At 60.3% G+C, this 17,242-nt stretch carries 16 protein-coding genes; 10 read left to right on the forward strand and 6 right to left on the reverse strand.

What is annotated here, in order from left to right:
* Positions 1-3: 3 nt before the first annotated feature.
* The 5 genes from ACYVDM_RS11970 to ACYVDM_RS11990 all read left to right on the forward strand — a co-directional run bounded on the left by ACYVDM_RS11970 (position 4) and on the right by ACYVDM_RS11990 (position 4,807).
* On the forward strand, positions 4-789 hold the full coding sequence (locus ACYVDM_RS11970) for a citryl-CoA lyase (RefSeq protein WP_415785538.1): 786 nt from the start codon (positions 4-6) through the stop codon (positions 787-789).
* 5 nt (positions 790-794) lie between these two features.
* Positions 795-1,874 carry a CaiB/BaiF CoA transferase family protein gene (locus ACYVDM_RS11975; RefSeq protein WP_415785536.1) on the forward strand — a complete coding sequence of 360 codons (1,080 nt, stop codon included), beginning with the start codon at positions 795-797 and terminating at the stop codon, positions 1,872-1,874.
* 101 nt (positions 1,875-1,975) lie between these two features.
* Positions 1,976-3,061 (forward strand): iron-containing alcohol dehydrogenase, encoded by a 1,086-nt coding sequence (locus ACYVDM_RS11980; protein WP_415785534.1) that lies wholly within the window; start codon positions 1,976-1,978, stop codon positions 3,059-3,061.
* Positions 3,062-3,125: 64 nt separating this feature from the next.
* Positions 3,126-4,094, forward strand: a complete 969-nt coding sequence (locus ACYVDM_RS11985; RefSeq protein ID WP_415785532.1) for a Bug family tripartite tricarboxylate transporter substrate binding protein — start codon at positions 3,126-3,128, stop codon at positions 4,092-4,094.
* Positions 4,095-4,177: 83 nt separating this feature from the next.
* Positions 4,178-4,807, forward strand: a complete 630-nt coding sequence (locus ACYVDM_RS11990; RefSeq protein WP_415785530.1) for a flavin reductase family protein — start codon at positions 4,178-4,180, stop codon at positions 4,805-4,807.
* A gap of 92 nt (positions 4,808-4,899) precedes the next feature.
* On the opposite strand, the gene ACYVDM_RS11995 is transcribed toward ACYVDM_RS11990, so the two are convergent.
* From ACYVDM_RS11995 to ACYVDM_RS12010, 4 genes are all read right to left on the reverse strand, one after another.
* On the reverse strand, positions 4,900-5,643 hold the full coding sequence (locus ACYVDM_RS11995; RefSeq protein ID WP_415785528.1) for an amino acid ABC transporter ATP-binding protein: 744 nt from the start codon (positions 5,641-5,643) through the stop codon (positions 4,900-4,902).
* On the reverse strand, positions 5,643-6,323 hold the full coding sequence (locus tag ACYVDM_RS12000) for an amino acid ABC transporter permease (RefSeq protein WP_415787017.1): 681 nt from the start codon (positions 6,321-6,323) through the stop codon (positions 5,643-5,645). The genes ACYVDM_RS11995 and ACYVDM_RS12000 overlap by 1 nt, the downstream gene beginning before the upstream one ends.
* 57 nt (positions 6,324-6,380) lie before the next feature.
* Complete coding sequence (locus tag ACYVDM_RS12005) at positions 6,381-7,160, reverse strand: amino acid ABC transporter substrate-binding protein (protein WP_415785526.1); 780 nt, start codon at positions 7,158-7,160, stop codon at positions 6,381-6,383.
* 175 nt (positions 7,161-7,335) lie between these two features.
* Positions 7,336-9,738: a heavy metal translocating P-type ATPase gene (locus ACYVDM_RS12010; protein WP_415785524.1), complete on the reverse strand. Its 2,403-nt coding sequence runs from the start codon at positions 9,736-9,738 to the stop codon at positions 7,336-7,338.
* 155 nt (positions 9,739-9,893) lie between these two features.
* Between ACYVDM_RS12010 and cadR the strand changes: the two genes are divergently transcribed.
* Positions 9,894-10,328, forward strand: coding sequence for a Cd(II)/Pb(II)-responsive transcriptional regulator (cadR, locus tag ACYVDM_RS12015; protein WP_415785522.1), 435 nt, complete (start codon positions 9,894-9,896; stop codon positions 10,326-10,328).
* A 77-nt stretch (positions 10,329-10,405) separates the two neighbouring features.
* A complete protein-coding gene (locus tag ACYVDM_RS12020) occupies positions 10,406-10,990 on the forward strand; it encodes a nitroreductase family protein (RefSeq protein WP_415785520.1) in 585 nt (194 codons plus the stop codon).
* Between the two features lie 5 nt (positions 10,991-10,995).
* On the opposite strand, the gene argH is transcribed toward ACYVDM_RS12020, so the two are convergent.
* Positions 10,996-12,417, reverse strand: coding sequence for an argininosuccinate lyase (gene argH, locus ACYVDM_RS12025; protein WP_415785518.1), 1,422 nt, complete (start codon positions 12,415-12,417; stop codon positions 10,996-10,998).
* Between the two features lie 152 nt (positions 12,418-12,569).
* On the opposite strand from argH, the gene ACYVDM_RS12030 reads away from it, so the two are divergent.
* The 3 genes from ACYVDM_RS12030 to ACYVDM_RS12040 all read left to right on the forward strand — a co-directional run bounded on the left by ACYVDM_RS12030 (position 12,570) and on the right by ACYVDM_RS12040 (position 16,014).
* The gene (locus ACYVDM_RS12030; RefSeq protein ID WP_415785516.1) at positions 12,570-13,925 is read left to right on the forward strand and encodes a mechanosensitive ion channel family protein; all 1,356 of its coding nucleotides are present in this window, start codon (positions 12,570-12,572) and stop codon (positions 13,923-13,925) included.
* Positions 13,926-13,961: 36 nt separating this feature from the next.
* The gene (locus ACYVDM_RS12035; RefSeq protein WP_415785514.1) at positions 13,962-15,611 is read left to right on the forward strand and encodes an NAD+ synthase; all 1,650 of its coding nucleotides are present in this window, start codon (positions 13,962-13,964) and stop codon (positions 15,609-15,611) included.
* A gap of 64 nt (positions 15,612-15,675) precedes the next feature.
* Positions 15,676-16,014, forward strand: coding sequence for a P-II family nitrogen regulator (locus ACYVDM_RS12040; protein WP_415785512.1), 339 nt, complete (start codon positions 15,676-15,678; stop codon positions 16,012-16,014).
* A 3-nt stretch (positions 16,015-16,017) separates the two neighbouring features.
* Here the strand turns inward: ACYVDM_RS12040 and gspF are convergent, their stop codons facing one another.
* The gene (gene gspF / locus ACYVDM_RS12045) at positions 16,018-17,226 is read right to left on the reverse strand and encodes a type II secretion system inner membrane protein GspF (RefSeq protein WP_415785510.1); all 1,209 of its coding nucleotides are present in this window, start codon (positions 17,224-17,226) and stop codon (positions 16,018-16,020) included.
* Between the last annotated feature and the right edge of the window lie 16 nt (positions 17,227-17,242).

The raw sequence follows: 17,242 nt of genomic DNA on the forward strand, positions 1-17,242 counted from the left end.
AACATGGCAGTCAAGACTGAAATCGGCTACACCACGCCGGACGTCATCATGGTGCGTGGCAAGAATCTTTCCACGGACATTTTTGGAAAATTCGATTTTATCGACATGATTTACTGGTTGAATTTTTCAAGAATGCCAGAGCCACGGGAAAAAGCCATGGCGAACTTGATATTGGTCGCCGCGGCTGATCATGGGCTAACGCCGAGTGCATTGTCGACGAGATTGACATTTCTGGGTGCGCCGGAATCGGTTCAGGGCGCGGTGGCGTCAGGCTTGCTGGGTGCTGGTAGCCGTTATCTCGGCACCGTGCTGAATGTAGCGGATATGTTGAAGAAGGGCGCGGCGACGCTGGATCCCGACGCGGCCGACGAGGCGGTGACCGAGGCTGCACGCACACTCGTGCGAAAGTACCGCGAAACACGTACACCCATTTCCGGTCTTGGACACAATATTCATGTCCACGGTGATCCGCGCGTCCCGGTGCTGCAGGAGATTTCGGAACAGCACGGGTATTTTGGCAAGCATTGGCGGCTGGCATTGGCGATTCCGCAAGTGCTGGAACAAGATCATGGCAAGCGCTTGCCCATGAATGGAGCGGGAGCGTTGGGCGCTATTGTCGCGGACATGGGATTGGACGGGATCTTCGGTCGTGGCCTGATGCTTGTCGGCCGCGCTGCGGGGCTGGTCGCGCATGTGCGCGAAGAAGCTGAACACCCGACTGGACAGGAGTTGTGGGATTTGGTGCTCGATCAGGATCCCCGCAATGTCAAGGCAGTCCGCGCGCGGTGAACAAGATGACACCGCTACAAGGGATCCGCGTCTTGGATTTCACTGAACTGCTACCGGGCCCGTTTTTGTCGCAAAATTTGGTCGAACTGGGGGCCCACGTGACCAAGATCGAGCGACCTCCGCACGGCGACAACGCTCGCCTGATGGCACCGGGGGTCTTTCATGCGGCGAACCGCGGCAAAGACTGTATTCAGGTGGACCTTAAATCTTCGCAGGGGCATGCGCAGATCGAACAGTTGCTTGAGACGGCCGACGTGTTGTTGGAGGCCTATCGTCCCGGCGTGATGAAGCGGCTTGGACTGGATTATGCAACGCTTAGTTCGCGCTATCCCCGATTGATCTATGCCTCTATCAGTGGCTATGGCCAAACAGGGGAGCGTGCTTTGCTGCCAGGGCATGATCTCAATTACCAAGCGGTCAGTGGTGCGCTCGCGCTATCGGGATTGCCCGATGGTAGACCGGAGCATGTCTTCGGCCTGCCGGTGGCGGATCTTTGTGGTGCGATGTATGGATTTAGCGCAGTGCTGGCGGCGCTCTTTCAGCGTGTGCAATCAGGCAAGGGACAGTATCTGGACATTGCCCTGGCGGATTGTCTTGCTCATTGGATGAACCCGCGCTTGGGCGCTTTTCAGGCCCAGGGCCTGGATGCCCTGAATCAACAGCGTCAGGACGTACTGGACAAACCGGCATACGGGGTGTTTCGTTGCCGGGACGGTCAGGAAATCACGATCTGCGCGCTGGAAAATCATTTCTGGCAGCGGCTTGTGCAATGCCTTGAACTGAACACATTCACTGATGCAGCGTTCATGGACTATGAGTATCGCGCAAAGTCCGCGGGTGCTATTCGCCAAGCCATCGCCGCACACGTGCTGCAACGTGAAAGCAATGAACTGCATGTGGCGTTGATGGCCGCCGATGTGCCGGCGATGTTGCTGGTCAAACCCTCTGATCTTCTGGATACCAGCCTGGCCGCGGGCCGGGATCTACAGGCAAGTGATGGAACGTCTTTTCTGCGGTTTCCGGTGTCGCTCTCTGGCATGCCGGAGTCGGATGCGGACGCGCAATCGAGAGTCGTACGGCAATGACTACTCCTGAGACATCGTCAGTTGCGGCAGGCATCTGTCGCCACACTTTGTTAGAGAGAGTCGTTCATGGGCAGCCTTTTGATAAGGCTGTTGTAGAGGAGATGCATGTTTGTAATGCACAACGCGTTCTCGTCATCGCGGCGCCCCAGGCACGAGGTTCGGTCGCGCTGCAAACCTTGAGTGCTGCATTGGGACAGCGGTACGTCGGCGAGTTCTGTGAGGCATTGCCACATGTGCCGGTACGGTGTATTCGGCAAGGTGCACTGCTGGCACGTGAGTTGAACGTTGATCATCTGGTCGCACTGGGTGGAGGATCGGTGATTGACGCGGCCAAGGCGATCGCATTGCTTTTGCATAAAAGCGTCGACGCAGACGCCGCGATGTTATTGGAGCCTCAGGACCTGAGCCAGGTCGATTCGAGTGATCCTGATCAGGAGGCAGCAGATTGGCTACGCATCACGGTTGTGCCGCAGACATTATCGGCGGCGGAGTTTACGTGGTTTGCCGGCGTTAGCGACCCCGACACCCGAGTCAAGAATATCGTAGCGCATGCGGCAATGGCGCCTCGTACGGTGATTCTTGACCCGGTGTTAACGATGGACGTTCCCTTGCCGATTTTTTTGGCCAGCGGGGTCAAGGCGATGGATCACGCCATTGAACGCCTGGTCGCATTACGCAGCCATCCCGTGTCTGACGCGACGAGTCTGCACGCTTTGCAAATGTTGGCGTGGGCGCTTCCTGCTGTGCACCGTCGACCGGGCGATCTTGAGGCCAGAGTGCAATGCCAATTGGCATCATGGTTGTCCATTACGGGGGGTAATGCGGGGGTGAAGACCGGAGCCAGCCACGCGTTGGGGCACACGCTGGGTATACACGCCGGTGTCGCGCATGGATTGACTTCCTGCGTATTGCTGCCATCGGTCTTGCGTTGGAATGTGACCGTCAATCAACGCCAACAACGGCGCGTGATAGCGGCGCTGGACGGCCCGGGCGAGGATCTGGGTTCGTGGGTTGAGCGCTTTGTCGCGACATTGGGACTGCCTGCTCGGTTGCGTGAATTGAATGTTCCGGAGGTGGACTTGCCGTCCATTGCGCAAAAGAGCATGCATGACCCTGGTATGCGCAATAGCCCACGCCCAGTTCAAAGTGCAGGCGATGCCCTGGAGATGCTACGCATGGCCTGGTGAGTAAACAGGCGATCTTGCTGAGCTTGTCGCTTGCCTATCTATCAATAACAAAGGAGACAATTCAATGAAAAATTTTGCTTATGCTGCGCTGTTGTGCCTTGGTCTGGGTATATCGCAAGCGAATGCTGCCCAAGCCTATCCGGAAAAGCCCATCACGCTCGTGATTCCCTATACGGCCGGGGGCATTACCGATGTATCCGGGCGTTTGGTGGCGAAAAAATTATCTGAGCGATTGGGGCAACCGATTATCGTTGATAACCGTCCGGGCGCGGGCGGGGCAATTGGGGCAGAGTATGCCGCAAGAGCGAAGCCGGATGGATACACGCTGTTTATGGGTACGCGTGGTACACAGGTGACGAACGCCATGATTCAGAAGGACGTCAATATTCCGCCGGCAAGTGACTTTGCCTCAGTCTACGCATTTATCGATGCGGCGACGGTGATCGTTGTGCGTGCGGATGCGCCTTACAACACATTGTTGGAGCTTGTCGCTTATGCCAAAGCGAATCCGGGTAATTTGAGTTATGCCTCCGCAGGTAATGGATCCGCCGCAAATCTGACCGGCGAGCTGTTTCAGGACGTCGCGGGCATCAAAATGACTCACATCCCGTATCGGGGTAGTGCACCTGCTGTTCAAGATGTTGTAGGGGGTGTGGTACCCGTCGCGTTTGATTATCCGGCGACAACTGCCAGTTTTATCAGTAACGGACGTTTGAAAGCGCTGGCGGTCGTCTACGGTGAGCGCGTCAAGTCCTTGCCGGATGTACCTACCGCCGCACAGGCGGGTGTAAAAGGCGCGGAGTCATCGAGCTGGATGGGATTTTTTGCCCCGGCGAAAACACCTGATGCAATCATTGAGCGGTTGAGTCGCGAGATGACTGTTGTGATGGAAGATCCGGAGGTTCAGCAGAAGATCACTGATATGGGTGCCATTCCATTACATGCGGATAGTAAAGCGCTTGATAAGTTGATCGAGGAAGACCGTGTGCGTTGGGAGCCGGTAATCGAACGTATTAAAATCAGTTCGAACTAAGATTGGCGCCTTCAGCGGCCACGTCGATTCGCGGCGTGCGCACAGCGAGGCGCTATGGATTCATAACGGGACGGAAACACACCATGATGTTCGATATGGATGACCTGGATGTTGGCCGCAGCTACAAACTGATGTCATCCTCAATTCTGCCTCGTCCCATTGCATGGGTGGTGAGTCAGGATGCCGATGGTGTTGTGAATGCGGCACCGTATTCATTGTTCAACTTTTTTGGCGGACATCCTCCCGTTGTCTGTATCGGTATGGGGCGGCCAAAGGGAAACGATAAGGATAGTCTGGCAAATATCCGGGCGACGGGAGAGTTCGCGATCAATATGGTGACGCAGCCTCTTGTGCAGGCCATGAATACCACCGCAGTGCCTTTCCCTGTCGGTGTGAACGAACTGGAAAAGGCGGGGCTGGAGACGGTGCCTTGCACCAAGATTGCCGGACACCGGATCAAGAGCAGTCCGTTGACACTGGAATGCAAGCTTCAGCAGATCATCGATGTGCCGCCGTCGTCGGTCATGGTGATGGCCACCGTGAGCGCGATGCATATCGATGATTCGTGCGTCATCGACGTGGACCGTTGCCATCTCGACAGTTCGAAGTTTGAGGCGATTGGACGGATGGCGAGTCCGGGATGGTACACCACGACAACGGATCGTTTTGCGATACCGCAATTGACTGTCGAGCAATGGGAGTCGGGGCAGTAAGCGCCGTCCTTTAACGACTGGCGACGAACCCGCGTTGAGATTCAGCGCGGGTTATGCGTTGACATCGCTGCATCGATGTCACTGGGTCAATCTCACTGCGTCAATGTCGAAATAAACGCTGCGGTACGCGGATCGCTGGGCTGCGTAAATAACTTGGCGGACGCGCCCGATTCGACTACTTTGCCATCTTGTAGAAAAACGGCTTCGCGTGAGATCGCCGCAGCCAGACGCAGATCGTGGGTGGCCATCAGCATAGTCATGCCTTCGCTGGCGAGTTGTTTGAGCACGTCCACGACTTCCGCGGCGAGGCCGGGGTCCAGCGCGGAGGTGGGCTCATCGCAGAGCAAGACGCGGGGAGAAGGCGCCAGCGCGCGCGCAATGGCGACGCGTTGTTGTTGTCCGCCGGATAAGTTCAACGGCCAGGCATTGGCCTTGTCAAGCATGCCGACTTTGGTCAAGAGAGCCTCGGCACGTTCGCGAGCCCTGGCCTGGGGCCATTTTTGGACGGTGACCAGGCCTTCCATGACGTTGTCGATGACGGTCTGGTGGGGGAACAGTTGAAAGTTCTGGAACACCATGCCGGTTTGCATGCGGATGCGTTGGATTGCGTCGCGCTGCGGCCTGTGCACGGGATTGAATTCCAGGGTTTCATCGCCGATGCGCAGGGTGCCCGCTTCGGGGATTTCAAGGAGGTTGACGCAGCGCAGCAGTGTGCTTTTACCGCTGCCGGACGGGCCGATCAGTGCGGTGACGCTGCCTTCGGCAAGGGCGACGTCGACGTTGTCCAGCACGTGGTGCGTGCCGAAGGATTTGTTGATCTGCGTGAGCGAGATCATCAGCGTTGCCCCTCGGTAAAGACAGCATGCTGGCCGTAACGGCGCTCGAGGCGGGTTTGGGCGGCCGACAGCACGGAACTGAATATCAGATAGATCAGGGCGGCCTCTGTGTAGAGGATCAGCGGCTCGTAGGTGACGGCGGCGATGCGCTGGGCGGCCTGGAAAATCTCGGGTACGGTGAGCACCGCGGCCAGCGAGGTGTCTTTGACCAGCGAGATAAATGAGTTGGCCAGCGGGGGGACCGCGACGCGGGCGGCCTGGGGCAATACGGTACGTCGCATGGCTTGGCCGCGGGTCATGCTGAGCGAGTAGGCGGCCTCCCATTGGCCTTTGGGAATGGACTCGATGGCGCTGCGTATGACTTCGGAATTGTACGCACCGACGTTGAGGATAAAGCCGATCAGTGCCGCAGGCAGGGGATCCAGTACGATGCCGGCGTTGGGCAGGCCATAGAAAATAATGAACAACTGCACCAACAGTGGGGTGCCTCGTATCAGCCAGACATAAAAGCGGACGATCAGGACCAGTGGCTTAGGGCCAAATAGCCGGATCAGCGCGACGATGAATGCCAGTATCAGCCCGCCCGCAAAGGACAATAGCGTCAGGGGTACGGTGAAGGCGAGTCCCGCCTTCAGCAAGGGCCAGAATGAATCCAGCATTAACTGTAGCCATGCGGGCACGATAGCGGCGTCCATGGGGAGGGGCGATGCTCGGGTGGTCTTTACGTCGCGATGGCGTTACTGGGCGGACAGGTCTGTGCCGAAGTACTGGACCGAGATAGTTTTGTAGGTACCGTCGGCCTTGATGTCGGCCAGTGCCTTGTTAATGGCGTCGCGCAGTTCGGGGTTGTTTTTGCGGATCAAGACTCCGGACTCGCTGAATTCCGCGCTTTTGTCACTGTCGACAATGCTGACCTTGGCGTCGGGTTTTTGTTTTTTGAAGTCCAGGAAGGACAGGTTGTCGTTGATGGTGGCATCGACGCGGCCGGAGAGCAGCAGGTCGATGGCCTCGTTAAAACCTTGGACGGCGATGACTTCGGCGCCATATTTCTGGGCGAGTTTGCCAAAGTTGCTGGTCAATGTGTTGGCCGAGCGCTTGCCTTTGATGTCCTCGAAGCTTTTGATGTTTTTTTCGTCGTCGTGCACGATCAGGACGGCCTCGGAGGCGATGTACGGGTCCGAAAAGTCGTATTTGGCTTTGCGTGCATCGGTGATACCGACTTGGTTAATGACAGCGTCATAACGCTTGACGTCGAGGCCGGCGATCAGGCCGTCCCATTTGCCTTCGACGAACTCGGCCTTGACGCCAAGGCGTTCGGCGATGGCGCGACCGATATCGACGTCGAAACCGGTGAGCTTGCCCGACGCGTCGTGATAACTGAACGGGGCATAGGTACCCTCGGTGCCGATTTTGATAACGCCGGCCGATTTGATGTCGGCCAGGCCATCTTGGGCGTAGGCGCAAACGGAGACGAGAGATAGCAATCCAGTCAACAGGATCGAACGCAGGGGCTTCATGTCACGCTCCGGTGAGTTGTTGTGTGGCTTGTGGGGCCTTATGAGCCCCACCGCGCATAAACGATGACTCTAACAAGCCGTCTATTCTTCCACAACCTATAAAAAATATTGAAAATATTTCTATTAGTTATAAGCGGCAGGGGAACGCCAGGGGTGGCTACCACGACTTTACGCGCTAACGCGCCCGTAACAATCGCAATCCGTTGGCCACGACCAGTAGGCTGGCGCCCACGTCGGCAAACACGGCCATCCACAGGCTGGCGTGCCCGGTGACCGCCAGCACGAGGAAGATTGCCTTGATACCCAGGGCCATCCCGATGTTTTGCATCAGGACTTGGTGGGTGGCGCGTGATAACCGCACAAAGGCGGATATCTTGCGCAGGTCATCGTCCATCAGGGCGACGTCGGCGGTCTCGATGGCGGTGCCGGTGCCGGCCGCGCCCATGGCAAAGCCGATGTCGGCGCGCGCCAGGGCGGGAGCATCGTTGATACCGTCGCCGACCATGCCGACGGTGTGGCTCGCGCTGAGCTTGGCCTCGACGGCGCGTTGCTTGTCTTCAGGCAGCAGTTCGCCGTGCGCTTCGTCGATACCGGCTTGTTCGGCGATGGCGCGGGCGGCACGAGGATTGTCGCCGGTCAGCATCAGGGTGCGTACGCCAAGCTGATGCAGGCTGGCAATGGCTTCTTTGCTGCTGGGTTTGAGCGTGTCGGCGACGGCGGCCAGGGCGAGGGTTTGCGTGCCATCGGTCAGGGCGATGGCGGTTTTTCCTTGCTGTTCATAGGCTTCGATGCGGCCTTGTATTTCGGGGGTGGCGATACCCAGTTCGCGCATCAGGCGCAGGTTACCCAGGTGCCAGGTCTGGTCGTCGATGCGACCGCGCACGCCCCGACCGGGCAGGGCGGAGAAGTCTTGCACATCACGTAGCACGGCGTCGGGATGTGCCGCGAGGTAAGCCTGTGCGACCGCGCGCGAGACGGGGTGGTCGGAACGGGCCGCGAGGCTGGCCGCGATCAGGGCGGTGGGGGAATCTAGGTCGGCGATGCGGTCGGTCGATGAATCGAGGAGGGTGGTTGCGTCGCCGGTCGAGAGCGCGTGGTCCGCAGAGGCTGCGGTTGAATCTGCCACGGCGGTATTACCTTGGCTGCCGGAGGGCGCGCTAGCCTGTAGCGCGATAAAGTCTGTGCAAACGGGCTTGCCGTGGGTGAGCGTGCCGGTTTTGTCTAGCGCCAACCAGTTCAGTTTGCGGCCCTGTTCAAGGTAGATGCCGCCCTTGATCAGGATGCCGCGCCGCGCAGCGGCGGTCAGGCCACTGACGACGCTGACGGGCGTGGAAATGACCAGCGCGCAGGGGCAGGCGATGATCAGCAAGGCGAGGGCGCGGTAGATGGCGTCCATCCAGGGTTGGCCGGCGACGAGTGGCGGCACGACGGCGATCAGGATTGCCAGGATAACGACCGCAGGCGTGTAGATACGCGAGAACCGGTCGATGAAGCGCTGGGTGGGCGCACGCGCGCCCTGGGCTTGCTCGACGGCGTGAATGATGCGGGCCAGCGTGGTATTGCCCGCCGCGGCGGTGACGCGGTAGTCAAAAGCGCCGGTGGTGTTGACCGTGCCGGCATAGACGGTGTCGCCGATGGTTTTGTCGACGGGCAGGCTTTCGCCGGTGATGGCGGCCTGGTCGATGGCGGAAGTCCCTTCGACAATGATGCCGTCCACGGCGATGCGTTCGCCGGGCCGCACGCGTACCCAATCCTCAAGATTCAGGTTGGCGACGGGGATTTCCTTCCATGACCCGTCGGGCTGGCGGGCCGTGGCGACCTGGGGGGTCAGCGCGAGCAGGTCGCGAACGGCGTTGCGCGCGCGATCGAGGGCCCGGGCTTCGATGAGCTCGGCGATGTTGAACAGCACCATCACCATGGCGGCCTCGGGCCACTGACCGATGAGGACGGCGCCGGTGACGGCGATGCTCATCAAGGCGTTGATGTTCAGATTGCCGTTGCGCAGGGCAATCCAGCCTTTGCGATAGGTACCCAGCCCGCACGTAAGGATCGCGACGACAGCCAGGATGGCGCTGACGGCCGTGGGTAGCGCGGCAAAATGCGCGGCCTCGGAGAGCGCGGCCAGTACCCCGCCCGTGGCGAGCAGATAGCCAGTGCGCGACGAGGGGCCCGTGGCCGCTGGTGCGCTGGTGTCATCCTGGGCGAGCAGCTCGGGCGTCATGCCTAGCGATTTGATGGCGCTGACGATGGGATCAAGTGTGTCTTGCGCGTGGACGACGGTCAGCTCGCGCTGCATCAGATTGAAGTGCACGTCATGGATGCCCGGCAGCTTGTCCAGTTTTTTGCGGATCAGCGTTTCTTCGGTCGGGCAGTCCATTTGACCGATACGTAGCCGGCTCAGTTGCTGGCCAGGACCCGCCTGCAGAGCGGCCTCGGTGGCCGGTCCCGAGGCGGTGGCGCAGCAGCTTTGGCCCACGTCGCGAGAGTTGGCATGATCGTGTTCATGCTTGTGATCGTGGTCCTGCTTGTCGGGACTGGGGTCCTGGGAACAGCACTGCGAAGCTGAAGACGTGGACATGGGTGATTTCCGACTATTTCAGAGGAGATGCGGGTATTTCACACCTTGGAGTTACTATAGAGTCAAGCCCTGAATGTTTCCTACCCCGTATTTCCCGCCTCGCGACTGCATCGGGTCACCGTGGGGGGCAGGGCGCCGCGTTACAGGAGAGGATCATGAAAATCGGTGAGCTGGCCAAGACAGCCGGTACGACGGTCGAAACCGTGCGCTATTACGAGAAAGAGGGATTATTACCCAAGCCGGAGCGTAGTCTGAACAACTATCGTAGCTATGGCGAGGCGCATCTGGAGCGGCTGCGACTGATCCGTAACTGCCGCGCCTTGGATATGACGCAGGATGAAATTCGGACCATTCTGAGCCTGGCGGACAATCATCAGACGAGCTGCCAGCCGATTAATGCGTTGTTTGACGAGCATATTGCGCACGTCGACGCCCGGATTGCCGAGTTGAAGCAGTTGAAAACGCAATTGGCCGAGCTACGACAGCGTTGCCTGTCGGCGCGGCCAGATGCGGAGGATTGCGGCATTTTGCACGGCCTGGCGCAGATGCAGGTGGAGGAGCGTGGCGAACGTCATACCCATTTGGGTTGAAGTGGGACTCGCCTGTGCGGCGGTACGCTCAAGTATGATGAGAATGTTTCTCGAATGACTTTAGCGATAACGATCTCATGACAGCCGTTTCCCCTTTGCATGCTTTAACTTCCCGCCGGTCGATGAAATTCCTGCGCGCGCCGGCACCGAAACAGGACGAGTTGGATCAGATTCTGCAGACCGCGATGAGCGCGCCTGACCACGGCAAGCTGCGTCCATGGCGTTTTGTATTGATCCGTGGCGAGGCGATCGGCCGATTGGCGGATCTGGCCCTGGATGCGGTCAAGCGCAGCGGCGACCCGCGCATGACGCCCGAAAAGGAAAAATCGGTCCGCCAGTGGATGAGCGAGGTCCCGCTATTTGTCGGCCTGGCGCACAAGATTGACCACGACAATCCCAAGGTACCCGAGCAAGAGCAGTTGCTGGCGACCGGCGCGGCGGTGATGAACATGCTGAACGCCATCCACGCGCTGGGCTATGGCGCGTTCTGGAGCACAGGGATGGGGACGTACCTGGAAGAGGTCCAGGACGCCCTGGGCTTGGATTCGCTGGATCACCGGTTTTTGGGGTTCTTGGCCGTGGGTACGCCGGCTTGCGCCGTACCCACGATAGAACGGCCCGATTTCCGTGAGTTTGTCACGGAGTGGAGCGGGCCGGTCTAGCGGGATCAGCCCTGCGCCGTTTCCGTCAATACGCGCTGGGCTTCTTCGGCCACGCGCTCGGGGGCGGTGCCGCCGATGTGCTTGCGTGCGGCCACGGAGCCCTCGAGCGTCAGGACCTCATGGACGTCTTCGTCGATGCTGTCGTGGTAGGCCTTGAGATCGGCGGTCGATAAGTCGGCCAGGTCGCAGCCGCGTTGTTCGCAGTCGCGTACGGCGTGGGCCACGACTTCGTGGGCGTCACGGAAGGGCAAGCCGCGCTTGACCAGATAGTCGGCCAGGTCGGTGGCGGTGGCAAAACCCTGCAAAGCCGCCGCGCGCATGTTCTCGGGCTTGACCTTGATGCCGGTGGCCATGTCGGCAAAGATGGTGAGCGTGTCGCGCACGGTATCGACCGTATCGAACAGGCCTTCTTTGTCTTCCTGGTTGTCCTTGTTGTAGGCCAGGGGCTGGCCCTTCATCAGAGTCAACAGGGCGACCAGATGGCCATTGACGCGGCCGGTTTTGCCGCGCGCCAATTCGGGCACGTCGGGGTTCTTTTTCTGGGGCATGATCGAGCTGCCGGTGCAGAAACGGTCGGCCAGATCAATGAAACCCACGCGCGGGCTCATCCAGAGCACAAGCTCTTCGGACAGGCGCGATATGTGCGTCATGATCAGGGCGCCGGCGGCGCAGAATTCGATGGCGAAATCGCGATCGGACACGGCGTCGAGCGAGTTGCGGCAGACGCCGTCAAAACCCAGGGTTTTGGCGACGCGCTCGCGGTCGATCGGAAACGAGGTGCCGGCCAGTGCGGCTGCGCCCAGCGGCAGGCGATTGACGCGGCCCCGGCAGTCGGCCAGACGCTCGGCGTCGCGGCCGAACATCTCGGCGTAGGCCAGGAGATGGTGGCCAAAGGTGACGGGCTGGGCGACTTGCAGGTGGGTAAAGCCGGGCATGATGGTGCCGGCGTGTTCCAGGGCGACGGTGGCCAGCGCGTGGCGCAGTTGGCGCAGCAGGTCGATCAGGTTGTCGATTTCCGCGCGCAACCACAAACGGATGTCGGTGGCGACCTGATCGTTACGCGAGCGGCCGGTATGCAGGCGCTTGCCAGCGTCGCCGACGAGTTCGACCAGGCGTTTTTCGATGTTCAGGTGGACGTCTTCGAGGTCGAGCAGCCATTGGAAGCTGCCGGCGTCAATTTCGGACAGGACTTGGGTCATGCCGCGCTGGATATCGGCCAGATCCTGGGCGCTGATAATGCCCTGGGCGGCCAGCATGTCAGCGTGCGCCAGCGAACCCTGGATGTCGCAGCGCGCCATGCGCTTATCAAAGTCCACGGACGCGGTGTAGCGTTTGACGAGATCGGAAACCGGCTCAGAGAACCGGGCGGACCAGGCTTGCGCCTTGTTGGCGAACTGGTTTTGGTCGGAGTGGGGAGTTTTTGCCATGGGCGGGATTATAGAGCCAGGGTGAGGGGCTTTGCCGGGGTGTCGGCGCGGGCGTTGCCTATTGCCGCCGAATCTGTGAGGTGATTGACCGACGCAGGCCCCGACTTGTTGGATAATTCGAACAAGTCATACGACAGAATCAAGGCGTGCTAATGGATTGGGATTGGGATCGATTGGTAGTCAGGCTGACGCAATATGTGCCTGAACACCCTTGGGCGCAGACGCTGGTGGGCGTCGTGGTGTTGGTCCTGGTGGCGCTGGTCGCGCAATGGGTCGGCGCACGCCTTATCCTGCTTGGGGCGCATCGGCTGCTGATTTTGACTGGCCGCGCCGACTGGGACAAGGCGCTGCGGCGTCGCCGCGCGTATCACCACATCTGGTATGCCGTGCCATTTGCCGTGGTGTCGCTGGGGATTGACCAGGTGCCTCACGTGGAGGGGCTGGTGCTCATCATCGGGCGCTTGGCGCACGCGGCGGCCTGGATTTGCGTGTTTCTGGCCATCGCCGGGTTGCTGAGCGCTTTGCAGGATACGTATTCCGCGACCACGCGGGCCAAGACGCGCTCGATCAAGGGGTATATCCAGATCGGCAAGCTGGCGCTGATCGCCATCTGTTTCGTGCTGGTGCTGTCTATTCTGTTGCAGCGCTCGCCGTTGTGGATGATCTCCGGCCTGGGGGCGGTGTCCGCCGTCTTGCTGCTGGTGTTCAAGGATACGTTGTTGTCGTTTGTCGCCAGCACGCAGCTCACGTCTAACGATATGCTGCGTATCGGCGACTGGATCGAGATGCCGCAGGCCAATGCTGATGGCTTTGTGCGCGATATCGCCCTGCATACCGTCAAGGTACAAAACTGGGACAACACCGTGACGACGGTGCCCACGTATAAGCTGTTTTCAGAAAGCTACCGCAATTACCGGCACATGTTCGAGTCGGGTGGGCGGCGTATCAAGCGCACGATGCGGGTCGATGCGACCAGCGTGCGCTTTCTGACGGACGACGAAGCGCGGCGACTGTCGCATTTCCTGCTGCTGCATGACTATCTGGAGGCCAAGCAGAGTGATTTGCTGCGGGCCAATAGCGAGCTGGGCGAAGAATTGGCGCTAGAACCGGCCAATCGTCGACGTTTGACGAATATCGGCACTTTTCGAGCCTATGCGCTGGCTTACCTGAAGAAACACGCCGAAATTCGCCAGGATATGTCGATGATGGTGCGCATGATGGAGCCCCAATCCGACGGCATTCCGGTCGAAGTGTATTGCTTTACGGCGCAGACCGCCTGGGTCGAGCACGAACGCATTCAGGGTGACGTTTTTGATCATTTGCTGGCCATCTTGCCCGAGCTCGGCCTACGCTTGTACCAACAGCCTACGGGAGCCGATGTGGGAGCGATGGGCGACGGGTTGGGACGGGCGCTGCGCCAAGAGATGGCGCGCGAACGTGCGCTGCACGAAGACGCCCGCGCGCCCGAGCCTCGCTTGGCGCCGAGCGATAGCGTCGGCATGCGATAATTTTCCTTTCGTCCTCAACCGATTGGGAATCCTGATTTGGAACCGTCGTCAAACCGCGCTGCCCGCGTTGGAATCGCGCAAATCAACGCCTATGTGGGCGATATCGCCGGTAATGCGGCTCGCGTACTCAAGGCGGCCCGTTCGGCGCACGAGCAGGGCGCCGATGTCCTGGTCACGCCAGAACTGGTGCTGACGGGGTATCCCCCCGAAGACCTGTTGCTGCGGCCGCATTTTGTCGAGCGCCAAGAGGCGGTGCTGGACCAGTTGCGCCAGGATATGGCCGATATGGTTGACCTGCATGTGGTCGTCGGCCATGTATTGGCCCAGGGCGAGCACCTGTATAACGCGGCCACGGTATTGTGCGAAGGGCGCGTGGTGGGCGTGTATCGCAAACGCGAGTTGCCGAATTATTCGGTGTTCGACGAGCAGCGCTATTTCTCCTCGGCCCAGGAGCCCTTGGTATTCGAGGTCAAGGGCGTGCGTTTTGGCGTCAATATCTGCGAAGACATTTGGTTCGAGTCCGCGCCGCGTGCCGCCGCCAACGCCGGTGCTCAGGTGCTGCTGGTCCCCAATGCGTCGCCTTACAACACGGGCAAGCAAGACGAGCGGCTGCAGGTTGCGCGTCGTTGCGCGCAGGACACCGGTTGTGCCGTGATCTACGCGAACATGGTCGGTGGGCAGGACGAGCTGGTATTTGATGGGGCATCGTTTGCCCTGGACGCTCAGGGTCAATCGACCGCGCGCCTGCCGGACTATACCGAGGGCGTCAATGTGGTTGAGGTGGACGCCCGCGGCGCGGTGCGGCCCGTGTCCCAATACGCCGATGTGGCGCCGTACTGCCTCGAAGAGCAAGTCTGGAAGGCCCTCGTTCTGGGTGTGCGTGACTATCTGGGCAAGAACGGTTTTCCCGGCGCCATCATTGGCCTCTCGGGCGGGATTGATTCGGCCGTGGTGCTGGCCGTCGCGGTGGATGCGCTGGGCGCCGAGAATGTGCGCACGGTAATGATGCCGTCCCGCTATACCGCCGATATTTCCCAGACGGACGCAACGGATATGGCGCAGCGACTGGGGGTGCGGCACGACGATATCGCGATTGCCCCGGCGTTCGAGGCATTTGAAACCATGCTGGCGCCGCAGTTCGCGGGCCTGCCGCTCGACGCGACAGAAGAAAACATCCAGGCTCGCGTACGCGGGACGCTGTTGATGGCGTTGTCCAACAAGACCGGCCATCTGGTGCTGACGACGGGCAATAAATCCGAGCTTACGACGGGGTATTGCACGCTGTACGGCGATATGGCGGGCGGGTTTGCCGTGATCAAGGACGTGCCCAAGACGCTGGTGTACCGTCTGGCGGAGTGGCGCAATCAAGCGCAAGAGGTCATTCCGCGCCGCATCATCACGCGCCCGCCGTCGGCCGAGCTACGACCGGATCAGACCGACCAGGACAGCCTGCCGCCCTACGAAATCCTGGACGGCATCATGGAGCGCTATATGGAGGGCAACGAGTCCGCGGCCGATATTGTCGCGGCTGGTTTCCCGAAATCCGCCGTCGAGCAGGTCGTGCGCCTGATTCGCATTAACGAATACAAGCGTCGTCAGGCGCCGCCCGGTCCGCGCATCACGCCACGCGCGTTTGGGCGGGATTGGCGCTATCCTGTCACAAACGGGTTCCGGGAAACCGTCTGAACCTGTGTGCCGAGTGCGGGGCATGATTTGCCCAGAGTCGAATTTTCTTCAGGACAAGAACAACGTGAAACAAGTCACTGCCATTATCAAACCCTTCAAGCTCGACGAAGTGCGCGAGGCGCTGGCCGAGGTCGGCGTCAGTGGGCTGACGGTCACCGAGGTCAAGGGATTCGGCCGCCAAAAGGGGCATACCGAGCTGTACCGGGGCGCCGAGTATGTGGTGGACTTTCTGCCGAAAATCCGCGTCGAGGTCGTGCTGGCCGACGATATGGTCGAACAGGCGATCGAGGCGGTGATCAAGGCCGCCCGGACGGGCAAAATCGGCGATGGCAAGATTTTCGTGTCGCCGGTCGATCAGGCCATCCGTATTCGGACCGGTGAAAGTGGCGAGCAGGCGCTGTAGCGCCTAGCGCACCAGCTGATTCATCTCCAGGATCGGCATCATCACCGCCAACACGATCAACAGCACAAAGCCGCCCATCAGCAAGATCAGCAACGGTTCCAGCAGGGCAGTCATCGCCATGGCGCGCCGTTCGAGGTCGCGAGACAGGTTTTGTGCACCGCGCTCCAGCAGTTCCGGCAGGCGGCCGGTTTTCTCGCCACTGGCGATCAGGTGAATCAATAATGACGGAAACACCTTTTGGGCCGCCAGCGCGGACGCCAGGGGCGTGCCTTCGCGCACACGCTCGGTGGCTTCGTCGACCGCGCCGCGTAGGCGATCATTACCCAGCGTGCGGCGGGCAGCGTTCAATGCGCCCAGCAGACTGACACCGCTGCCGCTCAAGATTGCCAGCGTGGATGCAAAGCGCGCCACGTCGACACCCAGCACAAAACGCCCGATCAACGGTAAACGCAACAGGCGAGCGTGCCACGCTATGCGTCTGCCGGGGTCCCGCAGCGCCATGCGCCAGAGTGCGAAGAGGGCCACGCCGCCCAACGCCGTCGCCCAACCCCAGTGACGTACGAAATCACTTAGCACCAGCATGACGCGTGTCAGCAGGGGGAGTTGTTGATGCGCGTGATTAAAGGCGGTTATGACCTGCGGGACCACATAGCCCAGCAAAAAAGCCACGATGACGACCGATACACAGCAGACGACGCCGGGATAGATGAACGCGGTCATCACCTTGCCGCGCAGTGCATTGCGTTCCTCGATGTAGTCGGCGAGCTTTTCCATGACCTGTGACAGGTCGCCGGACTCTTCGCCGGCGGCGACCAATGCGCGATAAATCTCCGGAAAATCCCGAGGTCGTGTGGCCAGCGCGTCGGCCAGGCGGAAACCGGCGCGGACCTCGTCGCGCACGCCGGTCAGGGCGCCTGCGACATGTTTGCTCTCGGCCTGTTCGAGCGTGGCGCTCAGGGCGGCATCTAGTGGCAGACGGGCCGCGAGCAGGCTCGACAACTGCCGCGTCAGCCAGGCCAGTTCTGTATCCGAAAGACGGCGTTGCAAGAAACTGCCGCGGCCCCCCTGACGTGACGCGGCCGCGACGGTTGAAAGCGGCAGGAGGCCGCGCGCGCGCAACTGATTGCGCGCGCTGCGCTCGGTTTCGGCATCAAGCGTGCCGTGAACAATTTTTCCCACCAAATCGGTGGCTTCGTAGCGAAAGGTGGGCATGCAAAAAGCCTGGAAT

It is taken from the genome of Bordetella tumulicola (assembly GCF_054779135.1).

Coding starts and splice junctions, on each gene's coding strand:
- ACYVDM_RS11970 (WP_415785538.1), top strand. CDS start 4: ATGGCAGTCAAGACTGAAATCGGCTACACCACGCCGGACGTCATCATG.
- ACYVDM_RS11975 (WP_415785536.1), top strand. CDS start 795: ATGACACCGCTACAAGGGATCCGCGTCTTGGATTTCACTGAACTGCTA.
- ACYVDM_RS11980 (WP_415785534.1), top strand. CDS start 1,976: ATGCATGTTTGTAATGCACAACGCGTTCTCGTCATCGCGGCGCCCCAG.
- ACYVDM_RS11985 (WP_415785532.1), top strand. CDS start 3,126: ATGAAAAATTTTGCTTATGCTGCGCTGTTGTGCCTTGGTCTGGGTATA.
- ACYVDM_RS11990 (WP_415785530.1), top strand. CDS start 4,178: ATGATGTTCGATATGGATGACCTGGATGTTGGCCGCAGCTACAAACTG.
- ACYVDM_RS11995 (WP_415785528.1), bottom strand. CDS start 5,643: ATGATCTCGCTCACGCAGATCAACAAATCCTTCGGCACGCACCACGTG.
- ACYVDM_RS12005 (WP_415785526.1), bottom strand. CDS start 7,160: ATGAAGCCCCTGCGTTCGATCCTGTTGACTGGATTGCTATCTCTCGTC.
- ACYVDM_RS12010 (WP_415785524.1), bottom strand. CDS start 9,738: ATGTCCACGTCTTCAGCTTCGCAGTGCTGTTCCCAGGACCCCAGTCCC.
- cadR (WP_415785522.1), top strand. CDS start 9,894: ATGAAAATCGGTGAGCTGGCCAAGACAGCCGGTACGACGGTCGAAACC.
- ACYVDM_RS12020 (WP_415785520.1), top strand. CDS start 10,406: ATGACAGCCGTTTCCCCTTTGCATGCTTTAACTTCCCGCCGGTCGATG.
- argH (WP_415785518.1), bottom strand. CDS start 12,417: ATGGCAAAAACTCCCCACTCCGACCAAAACCAGTTCGCCAACAAGGCG.
- ACYVDM_RS12030 (WP_415785516.1), top strand. CDS start 12,570: ATGGATTGGGATTGGGATCGATTGGTAGTCAGGCTGACGCAATATGTG.
- gspF (WP_415785510.1), bottom strand. CDS start 17,226: ATGCCCACCTTTCGCTACGAAGCCACCGATTTGGTGGGAAAAATTGTT.